The sequence below is a fragment of the Vibrio sp. 10N.222.54.A3 genome, from assembly GCF_041474095.1.
In the GTDB taxonomy this organism is placed as follows: domain Bacteria; phylum Pseudomonadota; class Gammaproteobacteria; order Enterobacterales; family Vibrionaceae; genus Vibrio; species Vibrio crassostreae_C.
The window spans coordinates 1-18362 of record NZ_JBFRTN010000036.1 but is presented as its reverse complement, the minus strand read 5'-3'; the positions used below and the strand labels follow the sequence as shown (position 1 = coordinate 18362).

Annotated in this window: 3 protein-coding genes; 2 read left to right on the top strand and 1 reads right to left on the bottom strand. The window is 45.3% G+C overall.

All coding sequences use genetic code 11. From position 1 onward, the window contains the following. Window positions 1-849: 849 nt before the first annotated feature. Window positions 850-2616 carry a sodium:solute symporter family protein gene (locus tag AB4507_RS09000; RefSeq protein ID WP_017061487.1) on the top strand — a complete coding sequence of 589 codons (1767 nt, stop codon included), beginning with the start codon at window positions 850-852 and terminating at the stop codon, window positions 2614-2616. A gap of 255 nt (window positions 2617-2871) precedes the next feature. Beyond that, the gene (locus AB4507_RS08995; RefSeq protein WP_372182560.1) at window positions 2872-3636 is read left to right on the top strand and encodes a transporter substrate-binding domain-containing protein; all 765 of its coding nucleotides are present in this window, start codon (window positions 2872-2874) and stop codon (window positions 3634-3636) included. Between the two features lie 75 nt (window positions 3637-3711). Here the strand turns inward: AB4507_RS08995 and AB4507_RS08990 are convergent. Continuing rightward, on the bottom strand, window positions 3712-18362 hold a 14651-nt coding region (locus AB4507_RS08990), incomplete at its 5' end, for a cadherin-like domain-containing protein (protein WP_372182559.1).

Genomic DNA, 18362 nt, shown 5'->3' with positions numbered 1-18362 from the left:
CTATTTTAGATTGAGTGATGAAGCCTCACCTCGGTGGGGCTTTTTGTTATCTGGCGTTTATTGCGCTGACTAACCGTAAACACGCTCAATCAACGTTCTGTTTCCCCTATACCCTATCGCCTTTCTCCCTATGGGCTCGTAAAGATCCGTGACTAAGACAGGCAAGAACGAGTAATGTAAGGCTTTCAATCTACGTCAGTATGCATCTAGCGAAGCGTTACTGGTGCCCCCTATCGCCTATCCAGTTTCTTATCCAGCCCCTTACCCAGCAATGGTCCTTTTCGATACGTCATCAAGCATCTCTCATGGCATGCATTGAAGACCACAATAGACAAAGTGAGCCGCAAAATGTGTCCCGTCGTCCAGTTTAACGCCCACTCAGTGACAAAAATTCCAAATACGCACCTCTATGATGAATAAATAGCATAGAAAGGCTTCATGGCCGCAGATAAACAGAAAATAGCGAAGTGAAAACAATGAGCTACACTTGAAATCTCAATACAAAAATTTTCAGTATAGGGTTCCAAATTAACGTGAATGTCGTCGCACAACACACCAATTTGTAGCACATTTGTTACGGTTATAATTAAAATCTTATAGATACGGCAAAGTAAGCGCTTTTGTTTATATTGTAATACATATAAACATTTAACCCTCAATTTATTTTAGATCTCAAACAAAATACACTCACATTTAAATTCAATTAAAACAAATACTTATATAACCACGTGTTAGAGGCCGAAAAATCAATGCGACCTAGATCATACTAAAGACATATTGTAGTACAAATAAACCTTGGGACGCGTTAATCTAAGCCCAGTTAATTATGATATTTAAAAGGCTGAAAAGATGACTATTGATACTTTTGTTGTTCTCGCCTACTTCTTCTTTTTAATCGCGATTGGTTGGATGTTCCGTAAGTTCACCACCTCTACAAGTGATTACTTCAGAGGGGGCGGCAAAATGTTGTGGTGGATGGTTGGTGCAACTGCCTTCATGACACAATTTTCAGCATGGACGTTTACAGGTGCCGCAGGACGCGCATTCAATGACGGTTTCGTTATTGTAATCCTATTCTTAGCCAATGCTTTTGGCTACTTCATGAACTATATGTACTTCGCTCCAAAGTTCCGCCAACTTCGTGTGGTAACGGCGATCGAAGCTATTCGTCAGCGCTTTGGTAAAACGTCTGAACAGTTCTTCACATGGGCAGGTATGCCGGACAGCCTTATCTCTGCAGGTATCTGGCTAAACGGTCTAGCTATCTTTGTAGCAGCGGTATTCAACATCCCAATGGAAGCTACCATTGTGGTAACGGGTATGGTTCTAGTATTGATGGCAGTAACCGGCGGCTCTTGGGCGGTTGTTGCTTCTGACTTCATGCAAATGCTTGTAATCATGGCCGTGACAATCACTTGTGCGGTAGCAGCTTACTTCCACGGTGGCGGCTTAACTAACATTGTTGCTAACTTCGACGGCGACTTCATGTTAGGTAACAACCTAAACTACATGAGCATCTTCATCCTTTGGGTTGTATTCATCTTCGTGAAGCAGTTCGGTGTAATGAACAACAGCATCAACGCATACCGTTACCTATGTGCAAAAGACAGTGAAAACGCACGTAAAGCGGCAGGCCTAGCATGTATCCTTATGGTTGTTGGTCCACTAATTTGGTTCCTACCACCTTGGTACGTTAGTGCATTCATGCCTGAGTTCGCTGAGCAATACACATCAATGGGCGACAAAGCCGGTGATGCTGCTTACCTAGCATTCGTACAAAACGTAATGCCAGCAGGTATGGTTGGTCTTCTTATGTCAGCAATGTTCGCTGCAACGATGTCTTCTATGGATTCAGGTTTGAACCGTAACGCTGGTATCTTTGTAATGAACTTCTACAGCCCGATTCTTCGTAAAAATGCGACTCAGAAAGAGCTGGTTATTGTAAGTAAGATAACGACTATCATGATGGGTATTTTCATCATTGCGATTGGTCTATTCATTAACTCTCTGCGTCACTTAAGCTTGTTCGATATCGTAATGAACGTAGGTGCGTTGATTGGCTTCCCAATGCTTATCCCTGTCCTACTAGGTATGTGGATTCGTAAGACACCTGACTGGGCTGGTTGGTCTACTCTAGTGGTTGGTGGTTTCGTTTCTTACATCTTCGGTATCTCTCTGCAAGCAGAAGACATCGAGAACCTATTTGGTCTAGAAACAGCGCTTACAGGCCGTGAATGGAGCGACTTGAAAGTAGGTCTTAGCTTAGCTGCTCACGTAGTGTTCACAGGTGGTTACTTCATCATGACTTCTCGCTTCTACAAAGGCCTATCGCCAGAGCGTGAGAAAGAAGTTGACCAACTATTCACTAACTGGAACACGCCGCTTGTAGCGGAAGGTGAAGAGCAACAAAACCTAGATACTAAACAGCGTTCAATGCTTGGTAAGCTTATCAGCACAGCAGGTTTCGGTATCCTAGCAATGGCTCTGATTCCAAACGAACCAACAGGACGCTTATTGTTCCTACTATGTGGTTCGATGGTACTAACCGTTGGTATCCTACTGGTTAACGCATCTAAAGCTCCGGCTAAGATGAACAACGAGTCAGTTGCCAAATAGCTAAACAGCTAAATAAGCAGCTAACAAGTTAAACCAAAATGAAGCCCATGTTATTCGATAAGATGGGCTTTTTGTTTGTCTTCGGTTTATCAAAATAGAATATGAAACGCATCTCGATTAATGCGCATAAAGCGTAGAAATACCTATCTCCTGCCCTCGTTTTATCTTCTTTTCCAACCTTTCCAATGGTTTGATCTCTTTCTCTGATTGTTTCTGTTACTTTGAATGACAACACAAACACAACAGACAATTACAATGAAAAAAACATCACTATTACTTGCCTACATTGCTCTGGCACTTTCTGGTGTCGCACAAGCTGACCAGCTAGAAGACATTCAAAAATCAGGTACTCTGCGTGTGGGCACCACAGGTGACTACAAGCCTTTCTCTTACTTCGATGGTAAAAGCTACTCTGGCTACGATATCGATGTTGCACAGCACATCGCGGAACAATTAGGCGTTGAATTGAAGATTGTTCGTACCACATGGAAAGATCTACTGACCGACCTAGACGACGATAAGTACGACATCGCGATGGGCGGCATTACGCGTAAAATGCAGCGTCAGTTAAACGCGGAACAAACTCAAGGCTACATGACCTTTGGTAAGTGTTTCTTGGTTGCGAAAGGCACCGCAGAACAGTACGACAGCATTGAGAAAGTGAACCACTCTTCTGTTCGTGTGGGCGTGAACATTGGCGGCACTAACGAGATCTTTGCCGACGCGAACTTGCAGAACGCAAGCTTCACACGCTACGAGAACAACCTCGACGTACCAAAAGCAGTAGCGGAAGGCAAAGTTGATGTGATGGTGACAGAAACCCCTGAAGGTCTGTTCTATCAGGTAACTGACGAACGTCTTGAAGCGGCCCGCTGCGAAACCCCGTTCACCAACAGTCAGTTCGGCTACCTGATTCCTAAAGGTGAACAACGTTTGTTGAACACGGTGAACTTCATTATGGATGAGATGAAATTGAAAGGTGTTGAAGAAGAGTTCCTGATCCACAACTCCCTTAAGTAACTCTTTTCAATTTATACCGTAACAAAAAAGAGGCCAGCAATGCTGGCCTCTTTCGTTATGGTTCAATGGTTCGCTTTAACCGTGAGTTATCACATTCTGCTGTACCAATGCATCCAGAATGTCCGAAGGCATGGTGCTACTTAAGGTTAGCTGTGGCGCAAGGTCTTCAACCACAATCACCTGTTCCGTAGTACCTAAGCCATCCGGGTTGATCGTAAGCTCAATATCATCCCCGTCCACTTTCGCGTCTATTTGTTGTAGCAACGCGGTCATGTCTGGAGATGTATTTTTAAGCTCCGGCAACACTTCTCTCAAGTCAATGCTGTCCCCTTCCGACAAATCAAAGTCGGTAATCGTATCTTCAACACCATCTTCGATGTTAAGCCATACGAACGAGTCCATACCATCACCACCAGTCAGAATGTCTGAGCCTCCGCCGCCAATCAGGGTGTCGTTACCGTCACCGCCAACAAGCGTATCGTCACCTGCGCCACCTTCAAGTCGATCATTCCCTGAACCACCCGTTAAGTCAGTCGCATTAGCACCAGCCAGTAACTGAACATCATCGGTTTCCGAAGCCAAGTTAATATCAACTGCGTTAGACACAATGTTCAAGTTAAGGTCAATCGATGCAGAGGTTGCTGTATCGTTGTTGTCAGTCTCTTCAGAAACCGCCTCGACTTTCAGTGTGTAGTTACCTGGAGTTTGAGAAAGCCCAACCGCTTGCAAGCTTTCAATTGCATCTGCCGTTGCTACCCAAACACCACCGCCAAGATCCGTCACAGAACCCGCAGCACTGGTGATTTGAGCGCCAGCAGGTACATCACTGATATGCAGCGTTAGCTCTTCTGTGATGTCTGTTAATGCCGCGATAATTCCAACCAAAGGAATACCACTCGCACTCACTGACTGACTCGCAGTAATGTTTCTCACGTAGTTAGATGCAGGGTCAATCGATAACGTTGGCGCGTTAGCCACTGGTGTCACCTGTATCGTAAACTCTTCTGGTGGTGTTTCGATAATAATGCCAGATGGATTACCACTATCCTGAGCTACCACTTGTAACTGAATACTGTTCGATGGGATATATTGCGTATTCACAAACACGCCAACAGGGTTGGTTGGTGTATTAATGATTGCATTGATATCCGCCGGTGTACCTTCCAGTATGATTGAGCTTGTGTCCTGCCCGCTAACAGTGACAGTGGTTGTTCCTGGCAGAGTTACCGATAAAGCACCAAAATCGACACTCAAGGTAACCGTCATGAAATCGTCGGCATGAACGCCTACATAGTCAGGGTCTGCTACGGTAATACCACTAATCAATTGCTCGACATCTTCGTCAATGACAGGCGTGACACTGTCACCATTAACAACAGGCGAATCATTAACACCTGTCACAGTTAAGCTCAAATCGCCGGTGTCTGTTAGGAAGTCATCAGCTCCATTGGTTTGCCCATCGTCTTGAACGGTATATGTAAAGCTGATATTTCCACTGGTCGCATCGTATTCATCGTTGGCATCAAAAACCCAATATGGGCCAGTAATCGACGGGTCATCTACACCACCACTGTTTTCAAAGTAGTCCAACTGCCCTTGACCCGAAGTGAGACTGACATCGGTTATTGTCAGGTTATCACCTTCAGGATCGCTTGATGCGGCAATCAAATCTTCAGCTTTAATTACGATTTGCTCATCTTCAGCAATCGTGCCCAAGTCGATGTCCGTTGCCACTGGCTGATCATTCACTTCCGTTACCTTAATGGTAAAGGTTGTTTGATTGGTTTGAGCGGTATTCGGGTCTCCAGCATCAATCAGACCGTTATTACCACCATCATCAACAGTGGCAGTGACTGTCGCAACACCTCCCTGATTTAGGTAATTCTCATCCGCACCCAATTCGAATCTGACACTACCTGTATCCAGAGCAGTATTTATATTGGCCAAAGTTCCAGAGAGAACAATGGCGCTGCCACTAGTTGGCGTAGAGGTAACACCCGTTGAAGAGGTGTAGGTCAACGTACCTTGATCGACCGATAATGTTAGTGTGTAGATCGCGTTCGGATCATCATAAACGGCGTCCGGGTCCTCTATCTTAAAGCCCGATATATCACTCAATGCAATAGAGGTGTCTTCCGGCGTCTCTAAGTTCTCAATATTGACAAATGTTGGTTGGTCATTGATCGGATCAACCACCAAGTCGACACTGAAAATGGTTTCCGCCCCTAAATACTCAGTGTTATCCGCATCTGTATCTACTGAGCGAACAGAAATAGACAACGGTGTATCAATACCAAGCGCATTACCTGTGTCTGAATTGTGCTCACCGGAGTTAAACACGATCTTATCGAGTGCTGTTGCATCTACGTCTAGCGTCCATGTATCAGAGGCTGAATCGTAAATACCTAGTGTTGTTCCATCCGGATGCAAAATTGACGCGTCTTGTGGAACATTGCTGACCACAACACGGATGGTTTCTGGCGAGTTTTCAGTATAAGTCCCACTCCCCGATGCAGAAAATGCGTTATCCAGAATAGTCGTGTTGATTTCAATATCAATATTTTCGCCTTCTAAACCGACTACCGAATCAGTCGGATCCGTATCAATATCGTCCCCTACAGGAAGTACATGCACTTGGAAACTTGGCAGAGTACCTGCGTTAGTTGGTACACCGAGCAAAGATTCTTGCGTAAACACCTCAACACCAAACTCAAAAGTACCGCTGAAATCTTTCGGAGGCAGTACCGATATTTCGCTCAAATCGAATGAATTCGAGACATTTGAAGGCAATTGGACACTCCACACGCCTCCACCATTATTCTTAACCGTGAAGTCTGAGGAGTTATCTACCCTGAATTGGAAGCCATCAGGGACATCAGTAAACTTGATAGAGACAAACTCTTCCGAACCATCTAAATCCGTCAAAGCAATCGACACTGGACTTGAGCCAGCGAGTGAAATCTCTTGGTCTTCACTACCCGTTATTTCAATGACATCTGCGTTCGTTCCAGGACCAGTGATCGCAATATCATCCACCACAGGGACTACGTCAAAGCTAACCGACGTTGAGAAAGATTCGATTGTGGCATCCTCAGTTGTGTCAGGAATATCTTGATTGAAGGTCGCCGTATCTAAAATGTTACCTGTCACAGTAACGTTCACAGTACTGACATCAGCACCATTTACGTCATCATAAGTCGGGAAGTTCTCTTTCGGTTTAAACAACACGCCTGACAAGGCACCATTTTCAATTTCACTTTCGGTGAAAGAGATGGATGTGCCCAATGGCGTTCCAGTATCACTGTAGAATTCGCCATTGCTTGTGTCAGTTAAGGTTAAAGTGATATCGGTGAAGCGTTCATCACCGCCTTCAACACCATTGACTTGGTCTGCAACCGAACCCGAGAAATCAAGCACAATATAGGTGTCTTCATAACCCACAGCTTCAGCGCCCGGTTGACCATCGATATCGACAGGGTTCAACGAGTCATCCAAAGAACCAGTAATATCGACAGAAATACTTGGCGCTACATCTGTTACAGCAGAGACTTTAATGATGGCGCTGGTATCAAGTACCTTCTCATCACCCGATATCAAATCTTTGGTGATCACCGTAAATGGCAATTTAAAGTCCCCAGAATAATCTGCGGGTAAATTCAACACCAAATCAGAGAAATCTGGCGTTACACCTTGTACCAAAGTGGACTGATACACATATTCGCCGTTAACGAAGTCAATCTCACCACTACCACCGATGCTAATGTTAAGTGTTTGGGTAAGGTCCGATGGGTCAAGAAACACGGTATCATCAATAACGATGGTAATTTCGTCGTTAAATGTATCGCCACCACTGAAACTAATGATACTTTCAAGCGCGTCACCAAGCATGAGCTGAGTATCTTCAATCGCGTCGATTGTCTGGTTCGGAGTTGCAGCGATATCAGCAGCAATTTCTCCTCCACCAACGATCTCTTCAGGGAAGGTCAAAATAACATTACCCTCTCTTGGAGCAATCGCAGAATTCTGGTCACTCAATTCGTCTCCCAAGTCTTCAACTTGAGCAAACACCTTCATTTTGATACTGCTGTTATTGTTTTCATCACCATCAGTGTATGGAGCAGTTAGATCTAAACCCTCAGGTGCACTAATCGTAAACGCATCTTCATCTGTGACTACCCAACGACCATCACCCTCATACACAGCGCCAGTCACGAGTAGTTGACTCAACACCTCGTCTGGCAATGTGCCGTCAGTCGTCGTAGTCAACTGAATGACGACTTCGTTAACGACTTCGTTGATAGGAAATACCGGAGAGACATCATCTTCTTTGTAACGGATAACGTACTCACCATCCAAGATCTCAATACCACCACCATCTACGGCTTGGTTATCACTATTGGTTGTGAGTTTGATTACACCCGCAGCATCAGATGTAATTGATGTTAACTCACCACTACCGTCTTCATTGGAGAAAACGATAAAGTTATCGTCAACTCCATCTCCATCTGGATCTTTAGGTTCCACAACAGGCACAACTTGTACTGTGATGGTGCCTGTAATTGCTGGATTAGCAACTACTCGGCCGCCCTCACCAACAATCGCATCATCGGTGTACTCGAAATCTCTCTCCTCCATCTCAACGACGGTTGTCAGCGTAAAGTCGACACTTGAGTTTTCTGGTGGTGTCATTTGGATAAAGTTGTTCGCCAAAGCAATCTGAGTAAATTGCTCCGGTGTCTGTGAGGTGTCTTTCGGTGTAATGATTAAGGTGCCGGCCATGCTGGAATCGACCGTAACATCACCATTGACCACCGCAACTACATCCGTTGGAATGCCATTAATGGTAATTGAAGTGAAATGTTCGTCATCATCAATGTAATCATCACCTTGTGGATGCCAATCAATATTAATAGCGGTGTCTTCATCACCGGTTGTGGTGTTGCTATAGGTTGCAGAAGTGTCGATTCTAGGTTCAACCAACACTCGAACTTCTTGATCAAACGTTAAGGTGTGTCCATCGTTCTCGGTAACGACAATCTGCCCCTTGATATGAATATTTTCTGTCGACGAGTCAACCGGACGAATTCGGATACCAGAAGTAATACCTTCCTCTGTGATATTCGCTTCATAGATTGGTTTCTCTAAATCAGGGTTTCCGTTAATGTCATCTTCATACCCAACGAAATTTAGGTCAATAACCGTACCATCACCGTCTTCGATTACCACGCCCTCAGGGATACCTGATAGAATAACGGTTATCGATTCGGAACCATCGCCGACAAGAGGATCATCAGCCGGGTCATCTGGTTTTCTCTCACCAGACAACACCGTGAAATCTAGAACAGCGTAGTTGTCTCCGCTTTGACTCTCTTGGATTGTGGTTTGTACCCCACTCACACCGCCATCTGTAAACTCTTCCCAATCGGTACCATTAGTTCCACCAAATGGCACATCAGCAACACCAATGACCTCAACGTTGACTGTTTTAGGACCAAATGTGATTTCATCAACTACTTCACCCGTTGAAAGATCTGCCTTGTCTTTGACAACACCTAACACATCAAAACTAAAGTCTTCATTACTGTGCTCTTTGGGTATCACTTCTACGTTGGCAAGTTCAGAGTAAAGAATCTCTTGATAATCGACACCCTCAATTGTCACGGTTGGTACAAGGGTATCGGTCCCAAGTAAATAAAGCCCAGCCCCCTGAGTGATATTATTGATGCGTACGTATAGAGTTTCCGACGTATCCAAATCTTCAGATGGTGTCATCGTAATCACTTCATCAAGAGTGAACGCGACTCTATTGCTAGGATCCCCAACAGTATCTGGATCGAGAATATTATCTTCATTGATGGTTTTGCGATTCACGCTTAAGGTGCCTAAGTCGGCGTCTGGAAGTACATCAATAACTAATATTCGTTCTTCAGAGGTGGCAACCTGTTTACTGTTAGCACCGCTATTATCTCCATCTAGGAATGGATTACGGGTTTCTTCCGTCAAAGCTACTACTTTAAAGCTAATGGTGCCCGAGAAGTTATCAATCGGGTCGACGACTGTGCTATTGATATCTGCCGCATCAATAACATATGGGCCTCCAACAGGCCCTATCGGATTCCCTGAGCTATCCAACAGAGTGAACTTCCCAGCGCCCTCATCAACAGTAAGTTGATATGTGAGTGTTTCAGGGCGAGAATTATCTTGAGAATCAGCCTCGAGGTTAAGAGTGATGGTATTTCCATCTTCCGTTACCGGAATCTCTGCACCCATGCTGTCTGTATCAGGAAGATAAGTATAAGTGCTGTTTGCATCATCCCACTCAGCCTCATCTGCTACGGCTTCAATTTCAATTCTAAAGTTGGAGCTTACCGTATGGTCAGGTACCCCGTTGTTGTCGATCTCCAATTCATAATTTATTGTGGCTCCACCATTACCGGTACTAAAGTTTCGGTCTGGTACAAAATAAAGATTATCGATGGTAGCTATCACATCTTTTGGATCAGTAGAGTCATCAGGATCAGGCATGAAAGTCTGAACGATATTTGCACCATCTAGAACATAGTTTCCATCTACATCTGTCGACAATTTCACATATTCAGCACCATCAAAGTAATAGAATGTACCTCTATGGTTTGTATTATCGAAGATCTTCAGTTGGCCGATCGCCTCTGTGTTATCTTGGTCGTACAAGTTTACTTGCAATGCTACTTGAGCAGGTGCATCAGCTAGACCGTCTTGATTATCAAAGGTGTTTTCTAGGTCTGTTGGTTCACTACCCGCTGCATAATCAATTGATGCATCACGACCAATATCCTCCGTTGTCGTCACTTTCAGCGACACAGCCGTTGAGTCTTGATCAACGATAGTAATATTCAGTGGCGTTTCAGAGGTATCTAAATCCGCATCGATTGCAATTACGTTGATCGAGAAGTTGATCTCATCGCCGTCATGATCTAGATAACCATTGGCTCTAAATTCGACTTCACCGTTCGAGTTTATACGCAAGCGACCCAACTCTCTCTCTACTGTTCCTCCACTTCCATCATCGGTTTGTTCATAAACACGAACCTGCTGGCTGCCTAAGTTTAGGTCATAACTACCACTAAATGCTCCACTCGTTCCTCCCCTGAAAACGATATCAACATCACTATTTGAAATCCCTTCTATTTGGGTGAGCACAGCGGTGTCGGCACCTTGGTCTGTTGCACTCGCAAACATGTTCACCAAAGAGCCATTGTAGTTTTGCCCTTCTAGGCGAGAGATAGACTGAGTTGTCACTAGAGGAATATCATCGGTGACCGTAATATCCAGTGCGATTGCATTAGACTGGTCGCCATCGAAATCTTCGGCTACGACAGAGAAATTCAGCAGTATGCTATTTTCATCGTCAGCTATAGGGTGTGTGAGCGGTTTAAACAGTTCAAACTGATAGCTGTTGTCCTTAGTATCAAACACAACTTCAAACACAGCCTCGTTGCTTGTCTCAGTTTGTGCTGTGTAGGTAAATGTCGTACCACTCTCAACAACCGGAAGCCACTCTAGGGCTTCACCATTAGACGTAAGCCCTGTTAGCACTGCATCAGGGTTAACCAACTCATACAACACAACACCATCCGCACCTTCATCAATGGTAAACAAACCATTAATGACGGTATCTTCAGATTGGTCAGAGCCTATACCCGCTAAGTCATCTTCATCGACAATCACTTCACCCGTCGGCGGCGTCATTTCCGGAATATCATCAATGACTTGAATTGGTAATTGATACTGGTTGGAATCATCACCATCACTATCAACAGCCACTACATCAAAGGAGATAAGCAGCTTATTTCTCGCCTCTGAGCTAGGCTCATGGTCTAGAGGACCAAGCAAGGTAAATGTGTAAGCACCATCATCAGTCAGAACTAATGTGAAAATTGGCGTTCCGCCAGGGTCAGTTGCACCTTGGTAGGTGGTCGTGTTAGCAGCACCTGTGATCTCAGTGATCTTAATACCTTCATTGCCAGACGATAGCGTCGCTTCCAACATTGAGATATTTCTCAATTCGTAAGTTTCAACTTGGTCAGCTCCTTCGGTCGTCACAAAACTTCCCGAGGCTTGCGTTGGTGTTCCAATCTCCTCTTCATCCACAACAAAGCTGCTGCCAACCTCTATCTCAGTAATTTCAGGCACGTCATCGGTAATGGTGACACTGAGTGGTGTCATTGCTGAATCGGTTTCATCGGTGTCTACCGCGTAAACAGGCAAGGTAAATAGTTGATCATTGTTACCTTGAACGTCCGCATGGTCGATCTCTTCGAGGAGCGTAAATGTGTACTCGCCTAGCACTGACGATGAGAAGCTAATTTCAAAGATTTCAACTTCTGGCCCAAGAAGAGAGTCTTCCGTAGTAAATCCTATATAGCCACCGGCAACTGAAGGGTCCTCTTTCAATTGAATCGCTAATCCATTAGACGTTAGAGCTCCGCCGACATTAAATTCATTGGTCGCAATACGGAAATAGCTAACGTCGTCACTACCCGCAGTAAAGGTTATCTGCTCTGTTTGGCTCACAGGTAAACTTGGTGAAGAACCATCGGCTAAGTTCACTTCACTCAAGCTCACTGGTGGAATGATATCAATCGTCGGTGGAGCACCATCACTAATTACTAACCTAACGGTTGCGTCTTCTAGATCGAGATCTTGGTCTTGAGATGCAACAACGATGTTCTTAATGATATCGCCATTTTCATGGTCTAGGTTTCTATTCGGCTCAAAGCGAATATCACCATTGAGTTTAATAAACAGTGTCCCTTCTGGGTAAACAAATACTTGCTCATTAATATCGTTTTGATCGAGAAGAACCTCAGCCCCACCATCATAGGTAAATTTAGTAACTGTTGAACCATCTGCACTTGGACCCGTTATTGTTTCAAACACATTGCTGCTCGCCGTGCCCGAGGTTGGCTCAGTGACTAGTAAGTCTCCAGATTGCATCACTTGAACATCATCCCCGATAACTACTTCAAGTTGCTTAGGAGCGGACACATCACCATCGGTGTCTTCGGCATAAACCGATAAATCGAAAGTAATGTCATTGTTGCCATCGCCAGGCGCATGGTCTAGTCGCTCTAGTAGTGTAAAGGTATAAATGCTTGGGTTTGAACTATCAAACGTTAAGGTGAAGATAGGCACCTCAACGCCCGGTGAAACCGTCGTGAATGCTAAATAGTCACCAGAGTTTGCTGGCTCTTCCCTTAAATCAACCACTAGTCCATTCGACTTGATTAATCCGCCAGTGTTAAATAGAGACGTGTCGACAACAATTCTTGCAATGTCGTCACTGCTAGCGATGGATGTGATTGTATTGGTTTCACTAATCAGCACCGAGTCAGGAGAAGATCCGTCTGCTAAGTTACTTTCAGATAAGTTAACGCCGGGTACTACATTCAGCGCGGGCCCTTCACCATCAATGATGGTCAGTCGAACACTCGACATGAAGATATCGTTATCGAAATCCGATGAAGTGAAAACGATATTTTTAACGATATTCCCGGCAGAATGATCAAGGTTTCGATTTGGCTCGAACCTAACATCACCATCTAACGTGACGAACAAAGAGCCTTCAGTAAAGGTAAACTCTTGCTCACCCGTCACGGTCTGATCGAGCGAAATGGATAATCCACCATCGTAAGTAAACTCGGTGATGGTCGCGCCGTCCGCGCTTGGCAAGGGCATAACATCAACCGTTGCTGTTGTCGGCGTGCCAGAGCTTGGTTCTGTGATCGTAAGAACCCCATCCTGCATTTGCTGAATGTCATCTTCAATCGTCACAACGACATCTCGTCTTGTTGATTCAGAATCATCTGTATCGACAGCATAAACTGGCAAGCGGAAATTCAAATCGTTGTAATTGAGACCATTAAGGTGATCGAGTGCTTCCAGCAAGGTAATGGTAAATTGGCCCTTGTTAACACTATCAAAACTAATCGTAAAGACATCGGTTTCTGCACCGGAACCGTTTGTGGTGAATCCGACGTAGCTGCCCGAATCCGCTGGTTCCTCCTTCAATTCAACGACTAAACCGTTTGATTTCAGTAACCCGCCAAAATTAAATTCATCCGTAGCGATTCGGAAATGACTCAGGTCATCACTCCCTTCTGTGTAAGTGATGGTATGAGTTGAACTAACTGGCCCTGCCGTCGGCATTGAACCATCGGATAAGTTCACTTCAGATAAGTAAACGTCAGGGACAATGTTGATAACAGGATCAACGCCATCCGTGATAGTAAGCGTCACCGTTGCGGTTTCAACATCATTATCGAAATCGCTTGTTGTCACGGTAATGGTTCGAACAATATCGCCATTCGAGTGGTCAAGGTCTCTATCTGGTTCAAAACGGAGCGAGCCATCCAACTTAACGAACAACCGTCCGTCAGCAACTGTGAACTCTTGCTCTGTAAAATCAGTTTGAACAAGCGTAAACGGCCCATCTGCCCCGTACATAAACTGGGTAACGGTCGCACCATCTGCACTTTCTGTAGGCATAACATCGACAATACTTGTAGTTGGCGGACCACCTGCTCCTGAAGTCGTCACAGGTTCAACAATACTTAAAGTACGATCTTGCGTTTGCTGTAAGTCGTCGGTAATGGTGACGTTCAAAGAGGACGATGCTGAATCGGTGTTGTCGGCATCAACCGCTATCACAGGGATATCGAAATCTAAGGTATTAGAAAGGTTACCATCAGCGTGATCTAAAGCCTCTAAAAGCGTAAATGTATATTGACCAAGATTGCTGTTCGAAAATTCAAGTGTGAACACGTTCGTTTCAACATTTGAAGCGCCGATAATAAAGCCAACATAGTTCCCCGAATCAGTAGGTTGCTCTTTAATTTCCACTGTCAGGCCGTTCGACTTCAATGCACCTGACGAATTGAAGTTCGTGCTATCGACCCTAAAGTGCGTCACATCATCGCTACCATCAGTAAACGTAATGACTTTGGTTTCACTGACAGCTGTCCCTGTAGAGGCAGAACCATCAGCTAAGCTTGCTTCATTCAGAGCAACATCAGGAATAAGATCAATCACTGGTTCATCGCCATCTTCTATCCTCAGCGACACAGAGGTGCTAACAATATCCCCATCTCCATCGACTGAATTAACCGAGATAGTTTTGACGATATCGCCACCAGAATGATCGAGGTCTGGCACAGGTTCAAATCGCATGTTTCCGTCTATAGTGACGTATAGCGTACCCTCGTCATAAGTGAACGACTGCTCGCTTGCGATGTTTTGATTAAGAGTTTGTAAAGCCTCCCCATCATAGCTGAAGCTCGTTAATGTCCCTCCGTCCGCACTGCTGTCCGGCATAAGGTCAACAGTATTGGATGTTTCAACACCTGTTGATGGCTCTTTCGCTGTCAATGAGCCAGCGACTAAAGCTTGAATATCATCGGTAATCGTCACCGATAGTGGTGACATGAGAGAGTCATCGCCATCGGTATCAACGGCATAGACCGGCAAACTGAACGTCAGATCGTTGTTACCTTGGATTGGTCTGTGATCGATAGCTTCCAAAAGTGTGAAGGTGTATTCACCCAAGGTAGTACTACTGAAGTCTACAGTGAACACCGTAGTTTCGACATTCAAGATACTTGTTGTAAAACCAATATAACTGCCCGAGCCCGTTGGCTCTTCACGAACTTCAATGATCAAGCCATCTGATTTGAGTGAGTTATCTGTATTAAATTCGGTTGGCTCTAAGCGGAATTTCTCAACATCGTCGCTTTGATTAGTGAACGAGATGGTTTCTGTTTGACTCACTGCCCCCATGATTGGTGACGAGCCATCCGCTAAATCTGCTTCAGCAAGCGCGATGCTTGGTACCGATTCAATGGTTGGGATATCACCATCAATAATCGTTAGTGTGACAGTGGCCGTTTCAACATCCACATCACCATCACTCGAAGTAAACACCAGTGATTTAATGATATCGCCACTCTCATGGTCTAAATCACGGTTTGGCTCAAAGCGCACGTTACCTTCGATGGTGACGAACACATCACCCTCAGTGAACGTAAATTTCTGCTCGCCTGTGATTGTTGGATCTAAGGTTTGAGCCGTGCCCCCGTCATAAGTGAACTGGGTAATCAATGCGCCATCGGCACTTTGCGCTGTCATTACATCAATGGTGTTGGTCGTCACCGTACCGTCAGCTAAATTCGGCTCGGTAATATCCAGCGTACCGTTCGCCATGATTTGGACGTCATCACCAATGGTCACCGACAGCGGAGACATCAATGAATCATCGCCATCTGAGTCCACTGCATAAACTGGCAAATCGAAGGTCAGTTCGTTGTTATCTAAGCCATCGGCATGGTCTAGCGCTTCAAGTAGTGTGAAGGTGTATTCGCCTAACGTAGTACCGGAGAAGCTCAAGGTAAAGACTGGTACTTCCGTACCAGCGTCATCAATGAAGCCGACATAGATGCCTGAGTCTGCTGGGTCTTCTTTAAGCTCAACCGCAATGTTGTTCGACGTTAACGCTCCGCCGACATTGAACTCCGTCGGTTCGATTCGGAACTTCTCAACATCATCACTTTGGTGAGTAAACGAGATAGTCTCGGTTTGGCTCACCGCACTGCCGCTTGGTGTCGAGCCATCAGAAAGTTGTGTTTCAGAAAGCGTCACGCTTGGTACGGACTCGATGGTTGGAATATCGCCATCAGTAATGGTCAGTACAACTGTAGCCGTTTCAACATCTACATCGCCATCGCTAGATGTCACCACTATCGATTTAACGATGTCTTCGCTAACCGTGTGGTCTAGGTTGCGGTTTGGCTCGAAGCGAACTTCACCTCCAAGGGTGATAAACAACGAGCCTTCAGTGAAGATAAACTCTTGCTCGCCAGTATTGGTTTGGTCAAGCGTCAGTGGAGTCCCACCATCATAAGTGAACTCAGTAATGGTCGCGCCATCAGCACTCTGATCTGGCATCACATCAATCGTGGTTGTGGTCACCACCCCTGCGGCCAGATCGGCGACAATCGGCTCTTCGATATTCAGGATGCCATTGCTCATGCCTTGAACATCATCTTCGATGGTCACCGTCAGTGGCGACATCACTGAGTCATCACCGTCGCTGTCTACCGCGTACACCGGAAGATCAAAGCTCAAGGTGTTATTGTCGAGTCCATCTTCGTGGTCAAGCGCTTCAAGTAGCGTAAAGGTGTAACGCCCCAACACAACGTCATCAAAGTTGATGGTGAAAATTTCAACTTCTTGATTTAGTGCGTTAGTCGTAAAGCCCGTGTATTCCCCTGAGTCAGCCGGGAACTCGCGAAGTTCGACTTCCAAACCATTCGAAGTGAGAGTACCTAACGGATTAAATTCATCAGTCGCAATTCTGAAGTGTTCAACATCATCACTTTGTTCCGTGAATTGAATATCTTTCGTTTCACTGACTGGAGAGTTGCTTGTCGCAGAGCCGTCATCAAGACTGGATTCCGACAGTGATACAGGCGGAATCACGTCAATGGTCGGAACATCACCATCGGTAATAGTCAGCGTCACTGTTGAGGTAAGAACGTCATCATCGCCATCATTGGACGTCACCACGATGCTCTTAACGATATCGCCACCCGAGTGGTCTAAATCTCGGTTCGGCTCAAAGCGGACTTCCCCTTGAGTCGTAATAAACAGTGAGCCTTCGGTGAAGGTAAACTCTTGCTCGGTCGCATCATTAGGATCTAGAGAGTAAGCGGTGCCGTCATAGGTAAATTGAGTCACACTCGCACCATCGGCACTCGCGGATGTTAATACATCGAAAACGGATGTCGTTGGCGTACCTGCAGCCAAGTCGGCGACAGTAGGCTCTTCGATACTCAGCGAACCACTCACCATCACTTGAACATCATCAGTAATCGTCACCGATAGCGGTGACATTAACGAGTCATCACCGTCGGTATCAACCGCGTAAACTGGTAGTTCAAACGTGAAGTCGTTATTGCCACGACCATCCTCGTGGTCGATATTCTCCAACAGCGTAAAGGTATATTGCCCCAGAGTCGCAGCGCTAAAGCTTAATGTGAAAATCTGTGTTTCTACATTAGAGGCACTAGTTGTAAAACCAACATAGTTACCTGAGCCTGCAGGGTCCTCTTTCAACTCAATTGGCAGACCATCGGATTTCAATGAGTCATCACTATTAAACTCACTAGGCTCTAGGCGGAATGTCTCTACATTGTCGCTTTGATGAGTGAACGAGATGGTTTCCGTTTGGCTAACCGCACTACCACTTGGCGTGGAACCATCAGCAAGATTAGCTTCTTCAAGTGATACGCTTGGCACCGCATCAATAGTCGGATTATCACCATCAGTGATTGTAAGCGTTACGGTTGAAGTCAGAGAGTCATTATCGAAGTCGCTTGAGGTTACAACAATCGATTTCACGATGTCTTCACTAACGGAATGGTCTAGATCGCGATTAGGTTCAAAGCGTACTTCCCCTTCAAGGGTGATATAAAGCTTACCTTCAGTGAAGCTGAACAGCTGTTCGCCTGAAATACTTTGATCCAGTGTGTTTACGACACCGTCATAAGTGAACTGAGTGATCGTCGCGCCATCAGCACTCTGACTTGGCATCACATCAATGGTGTTAGTTGTAACAACACCATCAGCTAGGTTGGGTTCTGTAATATCCAGCGTTCCATTCGCCATGATTTGAACGTCATCACCAATGGTCA

Coding starts and splice junctions, on each gene's coding strand:
- AB4507_RS08995 (WP_372182560.1), top strand. CDS start 2,872: ATGAAAAAAACATCACTATTACTTGCCTACATTGCTCTGGCACTTTCT.
- AB4507_RS09000 (WP_017061487.1), top strand. CDS start 850: ATGACTATTGATACTTTTGTTGTTCTCGCCTACTTCTTCTTTTTAATC.